The sequence below is a fragment of the Paenibacillus sp. 2TAB23 genome, from assembly GCF_052115165.1.
Classification (GTDB): Bacteria; Bacillota; Bacilli; order Paenibacillales; family Paenibacillaceae; genus Pristimantibacillus.
Genome location: NZ_JBFRGD010000005.1, coordinates 46,074 through 60,463 on the forward strand (window position 1 = coordinate 46,074; position 14,390 = coordinate 60,463).

Below are 14,390 nucleotides of genomic sequence, written 5' to 3' on the forward strand. Positions count from 1 at the left end.
ATGAAGGGCAAAAGCTTCTTCCGAACGATTCAAGTCAAGCTGGTCATCATCTACTTGCTGCTTATTCTCGTAGCGATGCAGCTAATTGGCGTTTATTTCATCAGCACAGTAAAGAATTCATTGATAGACAGCTTCACGAAGAACCTCAAGGAGCAGGCTGATATTCTCTCGAAATTCGCAGCTCCCAGCCTTGCTGCCAAGCCGGATACAGAAGGCGATTCGTCAGAGAGCACGACCGAGGATCTCAGCTTTGTCGTTCGCAACCTGTTCAGCATAAGCGGCGCGGAGGTTCAGGTGCTGGACTCAAATGGCAAGATGGTCGCGACCTCGGTTCAGAGCAATCAATCGTATATCGGCCAGAAGAATAAGTCGCTTGCCGTGAGCAGGGCGCTTCAGAACATAACCGACAATGAACAGGAAATTATAGATGAGGACAACACACGCAAAAAAATGATCGCGCAGCCGGTTACGATTAATGACAACAAGGTAGTCGGCGTCGTCTATGTCGTAGCTTCGATGAATGAGCTCTACGAGACGGTGAATCGGGTCAATCAAATCTTTTTCTCGGGAACGCTCATTGCGCTCGGCTTAACGGGAGTGCTCGGGATATTGCTGGCGCATACGATTACAAGTCCCATCCAAGGGCTGACGCGGCAGGCAGAAGCGATCGCGCAAGGGAAGTTCGATCTTCAGGTGCCTGTGCTCGGGGATGATGAGATCGGCAGCTTGAGCGTCGCGTTCAATGATATGACAATCAGGCTGAAGGAAGCCTTGTCCGTGAATGAAGAAGAGAATGAGAAGCTTGCTTCTATTCTGTCGAATATGAGTGATGGCGTAGTTGCGGCAGACGAGAACGGCAATGTCATTGTATGGAATAGACGTGCGCTGGAGCTGCTCGACGTACGCACCTTCGAGGGGCTTGTATTGCCGGAGGTCTTTGAACTATCCGAGCAGCGTCTGAGTGAGCTTCAGCAAGGGCGCGGTCAGACGCTGCTCATTGCACGCAGTGTGGACGAGCAGGACATGAGCGATAGCGAGGAAGGGCATCTGCGGGCTACCTTTACGCCGATTCATCGCCGCGATAAAGGAATTACGGGTACGATAGCTGTGCTTCAAGACGTAACGGAGCAGGAGAAGCTTGAGCAGTCGCGCCGCCAGTTCGTTGCCAACGTATCGCATGAGCTGCGGACGCCGCTCACCACGATCAAAAGCTATGCAGAAGCACTTAATGACGGTGCGCTAGAGGAACGAGAGCTGTCGGAGCGTTTTGTAGGCGTTATCCGCAATGAGACGGAGCGTATGATCAGGCTGGTAACGGATCTGCTGCATCTGTCCCGATTGGACTCTAATCAGGCGCCCCTTCGTCGCAGACAGACCAATGTGCATGATATGCTGGACGAGGTGGCTGACCGTTTTTCCTTCCAGCTTAGGCAGAAGTCGATCAAGGCAGCTGTGCGCGTCGATAACGGATTGGAGTCGGCTTGGCTTGACCGCGATCAGATTGACCAGGTGCTCGATAATTTGTTCTCGAACGCGATTAAATACACGCTGGACGGTGGGACCATTGAATTAACGGCGAAGAAGCCGTCCGATTCGGCATTGCTGGCCATCAGCGTCAAAGATACGGGGATTGGTATTCCCAAAAAGGATTTGGATCGGATTTTTGACCGATTCTACCGCGTGGATAAGGCACGCTCGCGCAACATGGGCGGAACCGGCCTCGGGCTTTCGATTGCCCGGGAAATTGTGAAGGCTCACAGCGGCACAATTTCGCTGTATTCCGAGCTTAACGAGGGTACGACAGTGACCTTCACGCTCCCGCTGCTGCAAGAAGGGGGTGAGCCTGCATGAAGGAGAAAATAAAGACGACAACACTAATCGTGCTTGTCGCGCTCAGCCTTCTTCAAAGCTACTTGCTGGCTTACAGCATGCCAGGCCTTGGGGCGACGGTCAGAAGCGACCAGGATTATGTGAATACCGAGCCGATGGGAACGGCGACAAGCGTGGAGAGCGTCATATTTCCAGAGACGCTTGTTATCCATCTGGGCGGCAACAAGCATACCATCATTTATCCAGGCACGCAGTTCTACGACATGATTCTTAACCAGCGTATTCAGGGCAGGGAATTCAAGGGCTTTCAACGAAGCCCGTCGGATGTGCTGAATTGGGAAGAGATTCGGAAGAACGATATTGGAATTGAACTGCGGTTCGAGAACGGAATACCGGTGGAGCTGCTGCAGAAGCTGCTTAAGCTAGAAGGCGATCTGCTGTTTCTAAACGAGACGATTGACCGGATTTGGATTTTCAAAACGACCGGTACGGAGGAGATCAGAACGTTCTTCTTCAGCTCGGATGGCGAGATGGTGTATGAGTCCGTACGTGCCGACTTAACCGTTCGCGACGTGCAGGATTATGTAGGCTTCGGACAATTCCAGCCGAAATATACGATGACCGCAGACGGGCTATATGTTCCGGCTGTTCCGATCCAATCAACGGAAATGCTGTTCCCCTACGATACCTATTCGCCGGATTTAATGCAGCGCAGCATGTTTGATCCGAGCACGACAAGGGCGCTAGAGGATCGGGGCGGCTCGCAGATATATACAGACGGCAAGCGGGGCCTTCAGGTAGAGCAAAACGGCAAGTGGATTAACTATACCGATCCGAGTGCGCCGCAAATTACGGAAAATCTATTAAGCGACAATGTGTATGCCTCGGTAGACTTTGTGAATCAGCATGGAGGTTGGGACGGCGTTCATCGGTTCGTGAATGCATTGCCAGGGGGCGAAGGCAAGGCTATTCGCTTCAAGCAATACGTGGAGCAATATCCGGTCCTTGCGGCATCTCCGTTCCATTACGGCTACATGAAGCTTACGCTTCAGCAGGGAGTCGTGACGGAGTATGCGAGATCGCTGATTACGCTCGCTGCGGATTCCGAATCCCGTACGGTGAGATGGCTGCCCGGCGGCGAGGAGCTCCAATCCATTCTTAACCGGTATGACCGCCGCAGCGAGGTGAAGACATTGTTCCCAGCACTGCAGGCGCTGCCGATAGATGAGGAGAGACTTCGTTTCAACCCGATCTGGGCGGTACGTCTAGTGGACGGAACGGAAGAAATGCTGACCGATGCTTATCCGAGCGGGTATGAGCCCCCTAAGCAGGTTCTGGAGTCGTCCATGAACGACGCCGCGGATGGCAGCGGAGATGATGCTGACACCGCAACAGCTACGAATGGTGCAGGAGCTTCGACCGTATCGGTCGGCGGAGCAAACCCGCTGTTTTTCGGAAAAGGGAAATAAGGATATTTGAGATGGCGGGGGGGTGAAGGCGGGTGGATTGGGGACGAGCGAAAAATGTGCTTATTATTTCGTTTTTGCTGCTCAATGTGTTGCTGGGCTATCAGCTATGGTTAGATATTAGAGAACAGCTGAATCTGAATGTGAACACAGCGGAGCTGCCGCAGGATAAAGTGCTGCTCATGCAGCAGAAACGAATTTCGTTAGAAGCCAATCTGCCGCTGGAAACGCCGGAGCTGGGTGATTTAACATACAATTTGCACTCGGACAGCCGAAAGAACGCGGAGCCTGTCATTCTAGACAAACCGGTGGACAGTACCATTATTTATTCTAAAAAAGAGCTGTTGAAAACGCTGGGGAATCGTATTCCCGAGCTTGATCAATACGCATTCGATTTGCTGAACAGCAGCGTGGATCAATTCGTCCTCTATCGTGTCGTAGAAGGACGGCCCATGTTCGACGTGAAGCTGACGCTGTATATCAGCGATCAAAAAATTATATCATTCCTGCAGGACCGGGTAGAGCTGCTCGGCACAGGCGAAGCCAAGCAGGTGCTTCCGGCAGCGAAAATCGTAGCGAGCCTTATTGAAACGTATTTGCCGGATGGCGCGGTGATTTCGGATATTCAGCTCGGCTATAAAGGGCAAATCTTCGATTCGGAGAAGCAGGTGTCCGCACCATCTTGGCGCGTGATGCTGGAGGACGGCCATTTGTTCTATGTGCATGCGATAAGCGGCGAGGTTGCAACGGATGAAGCGCAAGGGGAAGCGGCAGCGAACGGTTTACGTTAACGGGAGCGGGAGAAGGGACAGGAAAGAGCATTATGGGACTTCGATTTACGGTACTGGGAAGCGGTTCGACCGGCAATGCGACAATCGTGCAAGGTAATGAAAAAACGGTTATTGTCGATGCGGGAATGAGCGCGAAGAAGCTGGATGAGCTCATGCGCGAGCGTGGAGTAACGGGGCATCAGCTCGACGCGCTGTTCGTGACGCATGAGCATTCCGATCATATTAAGGGTCTCGGCGCGTTCGCGCGCAAGTATGATTTGCCGATTTATGCAAATGAGGCAACATGGGCCGCGATGGAGAGGCATGTAGGCACCATTGCTGCCGAGAAACGTGTGTTTATGGAAACAGGGGAAGAAGTTACTTTCGGATCAATGGCCATTCAATCTTATCCCATCTCGCATGATGCGGCGGAGCCAGTCGGCTACTGCTTTGTGGAGAATGGCGAGAAGCTCAGCCTGGCAACGGATCTAGGTTATGTGAGCGAGAAGGTTAAGCGTCATATCATCGATTCGGATGTGCTGGTGCTTGAGGCCAATCATGATACCGAGATGCTCCGGATGGGGCGGTATCCGTGGAATACGAAACGCCGCATTTTGAGCGATGTCGGTCACTTGTCCAACGTCGCGGCAGGCGAAGCGCTGCTGGAGCTTATGACGGATCGAACGAAACGTGTCTATTTGGCTCACTTGAGCCTTGATCATAACGTGATGGATTTAGCGATGCTGACCGTGAATTCTATCTTGGAGGATCACGGAATATTTTATAAGAAGGAAGAGCATCCCCTGCGGGCAACGTATCACGATAAGCCTACGCCATGGGATGAAGTGAAGCGGAAATAAGCGACTCGAGCTGCGCATCCAGCGCTTCGGCCTTAGCGCTTAGCTCTTCTCTCGTAAGTATGCCCTTATCTATGAACAACTCTAGCATTGCGCTTAAAGTGAGAACGGTACGGTAGTGGTCATCCTTCAAATCCGCCAGCTTGGCGGCTAGCTGTACATGTTCCCATGCGGCGGGGGTTTTGGCTTTCATTGCGGCATCTCTCCTTGGATTTATAATGGTTTGTGAGCGGAATGAAAAAAATCTGCTGTCCATCGTTTGAATCTATTATTATTGTAGTCAAATCTTCCGAAAACATTCCTATATTGAAAAAATAGTCTTGATGTCTAAGACATCGAGAGGGGCGATAGCAATGAGCTTTTTCGACGATGATTTTTATTCGACCAAGGTTTCCAAGCGTGCTGCTCGCGAGAGCAAGAAGGGAGACTTTGCTTTTCCATATAAAAGCAAGGAACGAAAGTGGTCTAACGTCCGCATTGCATTCGTATCCTCGATAACTAGCGCAGTGGCCGCAACCTTGCTGTTCGGCGCCGTTTTTGGCGGTGGAGGCGGGATAGGCAACGGCGGCAGAGCAGTAGCGACAGCCGGTGGTGTGCTGGCGGTTGATCCGCTGGAGCGCCCGATACAGGCTTCGGCCAAAGTAAGGCCAGCCGTCGTAAGCGTCATTAACCAGCAGTTATTCGCGCTTGGCATAGGCAAAGGCGAGCCGCTTCCCGAGGGCACTGAGGAAAAAGGAACGCTGCGCGAGGTAGGCGTAGGGTCCGGCGTCATTATAAGCAAGCAGGATGGCAAAGCAGTCATTATTACGAATTATCATGTAATCGACCAGGCGCAGGCGGTAAAGGTTGTTCTTATGAACGGCGAGACGCGCGAGGCGCGAATCGTCGGGAAGGATCAAATTACCGATCTGGCCGTGCTTGAAATTGATGCGAAGGGCATAGATGTCGTTGCTGAGATTGGCGATTCCTCGACGCTTCGTCCGGCTGAATATATTATCGCAATTGGCAACCCGCTGGGGCTAGGGGAGTCCGTGACGACGGGAAGTGTGAGCAAGACGAAGCAGATCGTACCGGTATCGCTTAATCAGGATGGCGTGTACGACTGGGAGCAAGAGGTCATTCAGATCGATGCGTCCATTAACCAAGGCAATAGCGGCGGGCCACTTATTGATCTTAATGGGCGAGTGGTCGGCATCAACAGCATGAAGATTGCCGATCTCGGCGTTGAGGGCATCGGCTTTGCGATTCCCATTAATCTGGCTATGCCGATCGTGGAGAGTCTGATCAAGCTAGGCCATGTCCCGCGTCCTTACCTAGGCGTCTACACGATGGATCTGGAGCAGTATTGGGAGCAGCAGGGTTTCGAGGATGCTTACGGCGATACAGATGAAGATGAGTTGCTGCCGGAGGCCGAAGCGCCTGAAGAAGAATCGGATAGTGTAATTGAAGGCACACTGCCAAAGCTGAACCTGCCTGATGACATCTATGACGGCGTAATCGTACTTGAGGCTGTTGGTCCTGCCCAGGAAGCGGGCTTGCTGTTCAATGACGTTATTGTAAAGCTCGATGGTCAATCGATCAGCAGCACGATGGATCTGCGCAAATATTTGTACGGCAAGAAAAAGATCGGTGATGAGATTAAAATTACTTACTATCGTGACGGCAAGCTTAATGAGACACACTTCAAGCTTGGCGAGAAGGAAGACGAGGAATAAATGGTTGAATAACCGCAGTGCACGTACGGGAGACCGTAGGGGCGCTGCGGTTTTTTTGTTGGATAAGAGCTGGGATGGTGAGCGTGGTGAGAGATGATGGAGAGCATACGGGGATAAGGTGTTGCTAAGGGGAAATAGAGGCTAATGCTTGGCGTTTGCGAAAATTGTCGACTTCAAAGGGAAGGCGTTTTCTGATATGCTGAGTATAGTTATTTTTGGACAGACTGGTAAGACGGAAATAGGGATGCTTGAAGCAGGATATAGGAAGAGAAGAGATTGCAAGACGCGACAAAGCAAAGAAATACAAATGTAGACAAAGCAAGACCTGACAGGAAATAGCAAGACATATGAAGACAAAGCAAAAAGTGAAAAGACATAGCAAGGCATATAAAGACATAGCAAGATAATTAGGCAAGACGAGGCCGCGAGGCAGAAATACAATCAACCAGGATAGGAAGCGTGCAGAAGATGTATTGTGTGTGTAAAGAGCATATGGAGACGGCTTTGGACCGATTTGTAGATGAATATGAGGATGCACCGGATGTAGTAGATTTGAAGGAAACGCAGTTCGCAGATTGGGACCCGCCGCGGAAATGTGATTTTTGTGTAGAGCCGGCTACTTTTTTGGTGGTTTAGGTGTGAATAGAGGAATTTTAACTTATTTAGAATAAAGGGAAGTGTCGGGTTTGCATATACAGATAGCTGCCGTCGGCAAGCTGAAGGAAAAGTACTTGGTGCTTGGCATAGCGGAATATGCCAAGCGGCTCGGGCCGTACGTGAAGCTTACGCTCACGGAAGTGCCCGATGAGAAGGCGCCGGAGACGATGAGTGCGGCGGAGGAAGCGATTGTGCGCGAGCGAGAGGGCGAGAGGCTTCTAGCGCAGCTGAAGCCTGAGGCGCACGTAGTCGCGCTCGCGCTTGAAGGCGAGCTCTGGTCAAGCGAGGATCTCGCGGGCCAGCTCGATAAATTAGCCACGTATGGGCGAAGCCACGTGGCTTTTGTTATTGGCGGGAGCAATGGTCTTGCTCCCGCTGTTTTGCAGCGCGCCCAGCAGAAGCTGAGCTTTGGGCGCATGACCTTGCCGCACCAGCTGATGCGGCTGGTGCTGGTGGAGCAGATTTATCGGGCTGTGAAGATAAATCGGGGGGAACCGTACCACAAATAGGGCGAAACATTTGGGAGATTCTGTTTAAAACTGATAACATAAACACTTAATAAAACTAAAACACCTAAAAGGTAAGTGGAGAAGTGAAGCTTCATCGCTAAAGTGAATGTTACATGTCTTTTAATAGAGAAAGTGTCCATACTGTCTAGTAAGAAAATTACGAGGCGGGATAGAATATGTGGACCCCATTAAGCAAGCAAGATAATCATAATGAATGATGTGTTCAAGTTCATGTTAGACTTGAAAGAACCCTGAAAATTTGTGGATATTGAGCATGACCCGCAAGAAGAAGCGTGGCACTTATTTATTGACTTTGAACGTGGAGCGCTATTTCCCTGTCCGCATTGTGGAACACTCTGCATACGATGCAGAGAAAAAGCAGTGGCCATCTCGATGTTTGGAAATGGAAAACCTATATCCATGCCAGTGTTCCCCGAACCGATTGCAAAAAATGCATTAAGATCAAGATGATTCCAGTGAAGTGGTCACGTCCGTTGTCGCATTATACTTTAGATTTTGACGCCTGGGCCACGCGATTAATGGCTGAAATGCCTGTGAATGCGGCAGCGCGTGAATTACGAGAGCATGATACACGTATGTGGCGGATCTTTCATCACTACGTGGAACAAGCCATGAAAGAGCTGGACTTAACTTCTGTTCGGCGGATCGCCAGACGAAACGTCATCACGCCGGGGTCATCGCTACATTACTTTGTTTGTGGATGTGGATACTAAAGTAGTCCTTTTCGCAACAGAAGGAAAAGGTAAAGATACTTTAGCACGGTTTAAGGAAGATGTACTCCAAAAAGGTGTTGAACCCATATAAATACAGGAGATTTGCTGTGATATGTCCCCCTCATTTATTGGAGGTATTGGAGAGCATCTCCCTACAGCAGAAATTACATTTGATAAGTTTCACGTCATGAAGATGGTAAATGAAGCTGTGGATGAGGTATGCAAAGCCGAGCAGAAAGAAGAGCCAGCACTCAAACGAACTAAATTCATATGGTTAAAGAATGAAGCCAATCTAAAGGCGGAACAACGAGAAACCCTACAAAGCCTCAAGGATCTAAACTTAAAAACAGGCAGAGCCTACCGATTGAAATTAGCTATGCAGGAGCTATGGATAACCCCACACGTATTTGCTGACGTCTACTTACGGGATTGGCTAGGATGGCCTAGACGTTCGCAATTGGAACCGATGGTAGATCTAGCCAAGAGCGTAAAGAAACATGAAGAAGGTATCCTTCGTTGGTTTCATAGCCGAATGACGAATGGTTTATTTGAAGGTATTAATGGATTGGTGCAAGCGTCCAAACGAAAAGCGCGCGGGTATAGAAGCGTTCATAATCTAATAAGCCATGGTCTACATGACCGCTAACAAACATCGTTTACCATCGCTTGCAGCACAGAGGTCCTAAACCTGTGTTTCCCCTTTCCATTTATACCAATGTTTTAAGAATCTATTGAAACAAGAGTCTCTATGAACCTATTTCTATGCAGCGATACCCATTCAGTAGGGTGAAGAGCCGAAGTGAATTATGAAGCTAAGTCTATTATTTAATCTATACTTGCCTATCCGCCTTTGCTATTTTTTGATGATTTATTTTAGTAAATGTGGTGTATTCTTATCTTAGTGAGTCTTTAGGATGTTACGGATTCTACCAATCATGTTATTTACGTAGCAGAATTGGCTACTGAACTGATTGGCTGGATTCACGCTCAAGTTCGTTTTTTGATCGAATCACCTCTATTTAATGAGATCGCTGGTCTTGTTTCGGGCAATGCCTAAAAGCATATGCTATACTGATAATAAATAAAATCAGAGGTACAATTCTTTTAAATTTACGATATTACTCTTTTACGTGAGGATAAATCTTAAGGTAGCGTCAAGATTTTTTTGTAAATGAAAAGAACTTCTCTTGTAGAAGACTGCGTTAGTCCATGGTGGTGAATATGGCTTGGAGTTCAGCCAGTACTTGATCAAAGCCGATACAACGCGTGGCGAAGTTGTGTGGTAACTCATCTCACTTCTAACACAGAACGTATATGATGAAAAGGAAGAGATTCAGTGGGAAGAAAACGATCTTTTACTGAGACAGAGCTACTGGATATGACAAAAAAATTAGTGCTTGAGCATGGCTACGACGGTTTTCATCTCAAGCTGCTCTCACAGCATCTGTCCGGAGCCCGGAGCACTATTTATCAATATTATTCTAATAAAGAAGAGATAGTTGCTGCTTGTATGAAGCGCGTAATAGCAGCGGTATTAGAAAATTCATCAGGAATTGATGAGACTGATCCTATGAACGCTCTTGAGCAGTTACTTCTCGTTTACGTAGAAGAATCTACGCTCCATCAACTTCTGGGGGATGCTGGTAAAATTAATACTACTAATTCTTCTGCAGCAGCGAGAGATCTTGAATTTATTGAGGAAGCACATATCACCCTTAAAATTCAATTATCACGCTTGTTTGAACGCGCACAACAGGATAAAGGCCTGCGGCAAGATATCCCATTGCCTGTACTTGTTGGTGTTTTTTTTAACTTAATTAATACGCCTAATATGCTGAATATCCCTATGCCTGGTTGGGGAAAGCTGTTGTTTCAAATGTGGATCGGGGGAGCTAAGAGCTAGTATCAGTCTTGTAATTAATTTGACACAAGTGCCATTTATATTGTTTAATTAATAAGACAAGTCTGATAGTGCCAAAAAAATGACACTTGTGTCAAAAAAATAGAGATAAGGGGTTGGGGAGAAAATGTTTTTAGCTATGAAGGAATTGATGCATAGTAAAATGAGATTTTTAATGATCGTCATTATTTTTGTACTAATAGCTTGGTTGGTATTCATCTTATCAGGTTTGGGGAATGGGTTATCTACGCTAGCTGCGTCAACATTTAAGACAATGAAAGCTGATTATGTTGTCTTTGAAGAAGGAGCGCGGTCTTCAATGAGCAAGTCGTTACTGTCTGATCAATTGATGACGGAACTGGAGCTGCTACCAAATGTGAGTGCTGCCGCACCCATGGGAACAACGATGGCAACGGCGCTGAAGGAGCAAAGCACCAAGAATGAAGATAAGGTGGACATCGCGATTATAGGAATTAACCCAGGAAGCTTCTTGGAACCGGCTATCGTAGAAGGGGAAAGCCTATCTTCCGGGAACCCTACGGGTGTCGTGGTGAATTCAACCATGAAGGATGAGGGCTATAACATTGGTGACACTTTTCAGTTAGATGGAACGACGGAATCATTGATGATTATCGGATATGTCGAGAATCAGACCTATAACCACGTTGCATCAGTATTTACTCCAATGGCTGAATGGCGGAAGATTACCTTCGCGGCTCCGGGTTCGGATAAAGGAGTTGCAGGGCCCGTTAATGCGATTATGTTACAAGGCAAGGATATCGATCCGGATTTAATTAATAGTAAGCTATCCAATACGGATACAGTTACCCGAGCGGCAGCCGTTCAAGGAATGCCAGGGTACAAAGAAGAGAACGGTACTATTTTAATGATGCTTGCATTTCTGCTCGCTATCTCCGCATTCGTGCTTGGGGTGTTCTTTTATGTAATTACGATGCAGAAGACCAACCAGTTCGGCATTATGAAAGCTATTGGTGCAAGTAATAGATTTTTGGGCAAAGCTATTGTATCACAGGTGTTTGTGCTTTCGCTGACTAGTATTGTAGTTGGAATTTTACTGACTTATGGAACAGCTGCCATTATGCCAAAGGGTATGCCATTCAAGCTGGAAATTAGTCTTGTCGTCACGTATTCTGTTATCTTGCTAATAATCGCTATGCTAAGTTCGATGGTATCTGTTCGCAAGATTACAAAGATTGATCCGCTCAAAGCGCTCGGGAGGATTGAATAATGACTAAGGGATTGCAAATGAGTGAAGTCACAAAGTATTATGCCGAAGGAAGCAATCGGATTGCGGCACTCGATCATGTGTCAATATCAGTGGAGCCGGGTGAATTTGTTGCTGTAGTTGGGCCGTCCGGGTCTGGTAAAAGTACGTTCTTATCCATTGCTGGAGCACTGCTTAAGGCCTCTGAAGGAGATGTTAAGCTGAATGGGTATAATATCTCCACGCTTACTGCGAAGGAACTATCTAATATAAGGTTACGAGAAATCGGGTTTATTATGCAATCATCGAATTTGGTTCCCTATTTAAATGTTCTTGATCAATTGTTAATAGTAAAGAGGATGTCGGGGAAGGTTAAAAGGGAGGATAAGGAATTCGCCACTAAGTTGCTGGAAGAGCTGGGTCTGGGCTCAAAGTTAAAAAGTCTTCCGGAAGAGCTATCAGGTGGTGAGAAACAACGGACAGCGATTGCTCGTGCTTTAATTAATAATCCTAACATCATCTTGGCGGATGAGCCGACAGCAAGTTTGGACACCAAGCGCGCCCATGAAGTGGTCAGTCTAATAGCGCAAGAGGTGAAGTCACGCCAGAAAGCGGCGATTATGGTTACCCATGATGAGCGTATGCTTGAATATTGCGACAAGGTATATCGGATGGAAGATGGGAAATTGTTGTTGGCTGAGTCGCCAAGATCAGGGGTAGCCCATGTTTGAGTTCAACTAAGACGCTTGTTCTTGGCTCTTCGATCGGACTGACTTAACAGAAAACTTGAATAACATTAAAAAAGTAAAGGAGATGTTGAGGATGTTAGTCGTAACAAACAGAATTAAAGTGATATAAGGAATGGGTGCGGTAATGGCTCCAAGTTTTACAGCCTCAGGCTCATTAGATACGACAGAAGGCCTTGTCAAGGTAGAAGATCTGCTGACACAAAACATAACCGATTATGACGAGTTAAATGTAAATATGTATTGCGAGTCCATAGAGCATTTCACGGCTTGGAAAAACAGCGATAGCTTCAAAACTACACACAAACATCCAGAAACAGGTTCAGAAGCTCCGCAAATGGAATCTCCGGTTCTCGGAAGTGAACTTATAACTTATGAAGTTGCATAGTGAAAGAAATAGTGAAGTAATTAATACTCCTCATCCGGACGGTGGATGGCGAGTTGGGGGCGAGGGCAATGACCTATAGAGCCCCAAAAAATAACATCCAGGCAGACTAGATTAAAGGCACCCGATTTCGGGTGTCTTTTGATGTAGCCCTACAGATGGTACAGACAAACATATCACAAGTTGGGATAAATATTGCTGGTGGCTATACCCAGATTTCGCCCTATAGATGATACGGTGAGCCCTATCACAAATAGGGCGAATCGTAATGATGATAAATCCCTATTCGGTTAGTTTATTTTTTCATTATTCTTTCATAACAATCTGTTATAATTCCAAAAGTGATAAAATCGGTAAGTCGGTGAAGGCGGCTTATATGTTAAAGCCACAAAGAGGAATGGATGATAAGAAAAGATATGAATAATGAAATAGAAAAGGAGTTGCAGAAACGGCTGATTGTTCCGTGCGAGCAAAGATTGCTGTCACTCCTGTTTAAGGAACATGTGAGTATAGAAGAAATAGAGTATCAGCTTCAAGATCTGGATATGGATTCGGGTAATCATAATTATCTGCTGATGTTAGCTCATTTTGGATATAATGTCGATTGGATGGGATTTCCGGAGCATGTTATCCCGCAATTAAAAGGCATCTACCGCTATTATCAGGTGGAGAACGCGCTGATGTTGCAGAAACTTTTTATGAGTATGCAAAAGCTGAATGAAAAGAATATATACCCGTTGCTTTTAAAGGGAGCCGCAATGCGTCTGCATTTTGCCCCAGGAGTATCTAGAATGATGGCTGATTTAGACTTTGCGCTTGAGTACGATCAATATAAGAAAGCGGTGTCGATTTTTCAAGATATGGGTGCGGAATATACAGTAGAGGCTCCGTATTCAATTACATATAAATTGGGAAAGACGGAGTTTGATATTCATCATGTTATTTTTAAGAACAATCTAGAAAAGGGCAGTGATATTTGGGAGAGAGTTGAACAAATTGAGGTTAATAGCTGTCAATTCAGAGTATTGGCTCCGATAGACATGTTCGTACACCTATTAGATTCGCAATCCCGATGCATATTTGTTGATGAGATGCCAGAACGTCGGATGAAATGGTTATTTGATGCAAAAATGGTGTTGAAAATGATGCCTGACACGAATTGGGCAGCAATAGCAAAGCGCGCGAAAGAACTGCATTGTAGTTATCGCGTTCACTTGATGATGAAGTTATTCGCAATCTGTTTTCCAGAGGACATTTCGTTAGAGGATGTAGAGATTTTATTTGCAGTGAATAGCGGATATACCAAATGGCTAAAAGACGCTATGGATTTTTATGAGATGATTGTACCTTATATGAAAGAACGTTGTGCGGACGGAAATGGTTCAATCACGCTGCGGGTAATAAATTTAAGAATAAAATATAAGCCCATTAGAAAGGAGTATAGGTATTATTCTCATGAATTAAAGGAATTTAGATCTGGAATGTGTTTTGCAAGGTATGTTGTGGAACTTTATCATTTTAATAAACCCATGAAACTGTATCGAAAATATCTTTCACGGTTACGAATTCGTTAATCGGAACAAATACTATGCGAGA

14 protein-coding genes and 1 pseudogene are annotated in these 14,390 nt (G+C 46.7%); 14 read left to right on the forward strand and 1 reads right to left on the reverse strand.

Annotated features, from left to right (window positions below; translation table 11 throughout):
- Genes walK through AB4Z29_RS09750 form a run of 4 tightly spaced genes read left to right on the forward strand, consistent with a single transcriptional unit; the run spans nucleotide 1 to nucleotide 4,926 of the window.
- Nucleotides 1-1,851, forward strand: coding sequence for a cell wall metabolism sensor histidine kinase WalK (walK, locus tag AB4Z29_RS09735; RefSeq protein ID WP_441942862.1), 1,851 nt, complete (start codon nucleotides 1-3; stop codon nucleotides 1,849-1,851).
- The gene (locus AB4Z29_RS09740) at nucleotides 1,848-3,299 is read left to right on the forward strand and encodes a YycH family regulatory protein (RefSeq protein WP_441942863.1); all 1,452 of its coding nucleotides are present in this window, start codon (nucleotides 1,848-1,850) and stop codon (nucleotides 3,297-3,299) included. The genes walK and AB4Z29_RS09740 overlap by 4 nt, the downstream gene beginning before the upstream one ends.
- A 32-nt stretch (nucleotides 3,300-3,331) precedes the next feature.
- On the forward strand, nucleotides 3,332-4,087 hold the full coding sequence (gene yycI / locus AB4Z29_RS09745; RefSeq protein WP_183563349.1) for a two-component system regulatory protein YycI: 756 nt from the start codon (nucleotides 3,332-3,334) through the stop codon (nucleotides 4,085-4,087).
- A 32-nt stretch (nucleotides 4,088-4,119) separates the two neighbouring features.
- Nucleotides 4,120-4,926 carry an MBL fold metallo-hydrolase gene (locus tag AB4Z29_RS09750; protein ID WP_183563345.1) on the forward strand — a complete coding sequence of 269 codons (807 nt, stop codon included), beginning with the start codon at nucleotides 4,120-4,122 and terminating at the stop codon, nucleotides 4,924-4,926.
- Here the strand turns inward: AB4Z29_RS09750 and AB4Z29_RS09755 are convergent.
- Nucleotides 4,895-5,116, reverse strand: a complete 222-nt coding sequence (locus AB4Z29_RS09755) for a hypothetical protein (RefSeq protein WP_441942864.1) — start codon at nucleotides 5,114-5,116, stop codon at nucleotides 4,895-4,897. The two genes, AB4Z29_RS09750 and AB4Z29_RS09755, sit on opposite strands and share 32 nt — an antisense overlap.
- Nucleotides 5,117-5,276: 160 nt before the next feature.
- Here AB4Z29_RS09755 and AB4Z29_RS09760 point away from each other — a divergent pair, with 160 nt between their 5' ends.
- From AB4Z29_RS09760 to AB4Z29_RS09805, 10 genes and pseudogenes are all read left to right on the forward strand, one after another.
- Nucleotides 5,277-6,638 (forward strand): S1C family serine protease, encoded by a 1,362-nt coding sequence (locus AB4Z29_RS09760; RefSeq protein ID WP_441942866.1) that lies wholly within the window; start codon nucleotides 5,277-5,279, stop codon nucleotides 6,636-6,638.
- Nucleotides 6,639-7,106: 468 nt separating this feature from the next.
- Entirely contained in the window at nucleotides 7,107-7,274 is a 168-nt protein-coding gene (locus AB4Z29_RS09765) for a CxxH/CxxC protein (protein WP_183563336.1), read from the forward strand.
- Between the two features lie 50 nt (nucleotides 7,275-7,324).
- Nucleotides 7,325-7,804 carry a 23S rRNA (pseudouridine(1915)-N(3))-methyltransferase RlmH gene (gene rlmH, locus AB4Z29_RS09770; RefSeq protein WP_441942867.1) on the forward strand — a complete coding sequence of 160 codons (480 nt, stop codon included), beginning with the start codon at nucleotides 7,325-7,327 and terminating at the stop codon, nucleotides 7,802-7,804.
- Nucleotides 7,805-8,169: 365 nt separating this feature from the next.
- Nucleotides 8,170-8,538, forward strand: coding sequence for a helix-turn-helix domain-containing protein (locus AB4Z29_RS09775; RefSeq protein ID WP_441942868.1), 369 nt, complete (start codon nucleotides 8,170-8,172; stop codon nucleotides 8,536-8,538).
- A pseudogene (locus AB4Z29_RS09780) lies at nucleotides 8,528-9,184 on the forward strand (transposase). Before AB4Z29_RS09775 ends, AB4Z29_RS09780 begins: the two are co-directional and overlap by 11 nt.
- 690 nt (nucleotides 9,185-9,874) lie before the next feature.
- On the forward strand, nucleotides 9,875-10,441 hold the full coding sequence (locus tag AB4Z29_RS09785) for a TetR/AcrR family transcriptional regulator (protein WP_441942869.1): 567 nt from the start codon (nucleotides 9,875-9,877) through the stop codon (nucleotides 10,439-10,441).
- 124 nt (nucleotides 10,442-10,565) lie between these two features.
- On the forward strand, nucleotides 10,566-11,687 hold the full coding sequence (locus AB4Z29_RS09790; RefSeq protein ID WP_441942870.1) for an ABC transporter permease: 1,122 nt from the start codon (nucleotides 10,566-10,568) through the stop codon (nucleotides 11,685-11,687).
- On the forward strand, nucleotides 11,687-12,394 hold the full coding sequence (locus AB4Z29_RS09795) for an ABC transporter ATP-binding protein (RefSeq protein WP_441942871.1): 708 nt from the start codon (nucleotides 11,687-11,689) through the stop codon (nucleotides 12,392-12,394). The genes AB4Z29_RS09790 and AB4Z29_RS09795 overlap by 1 nt, the downstream gene beginning before the upstream one ends.
- Nucleotides 12,395-12,524: 130 nt before the next feature.
- Entirely contained in the window at nucleotides 12,525-12,797 is a 273-nt protein-coding gene (locus AB4Z29_RS09800) for a heme oxygenase (RefSeq protein WP_441942872.1), read from the forward strand.
- A gap of 398 nt (nucleotides 12,798-13,195) precedes the next feature.
- A complete protein-coding gene (locus AB4Z29_RS09805; protein WP_441942873.1) occupies nucleotides 13,196-14,368 on the forward strand; it encodes a nucleotidyltransferase family protein in 1,173 nt (390 codons plus the stop codon).
- Nucleotides 14,369-14,390: the final 22 nt, after the last annotated feature.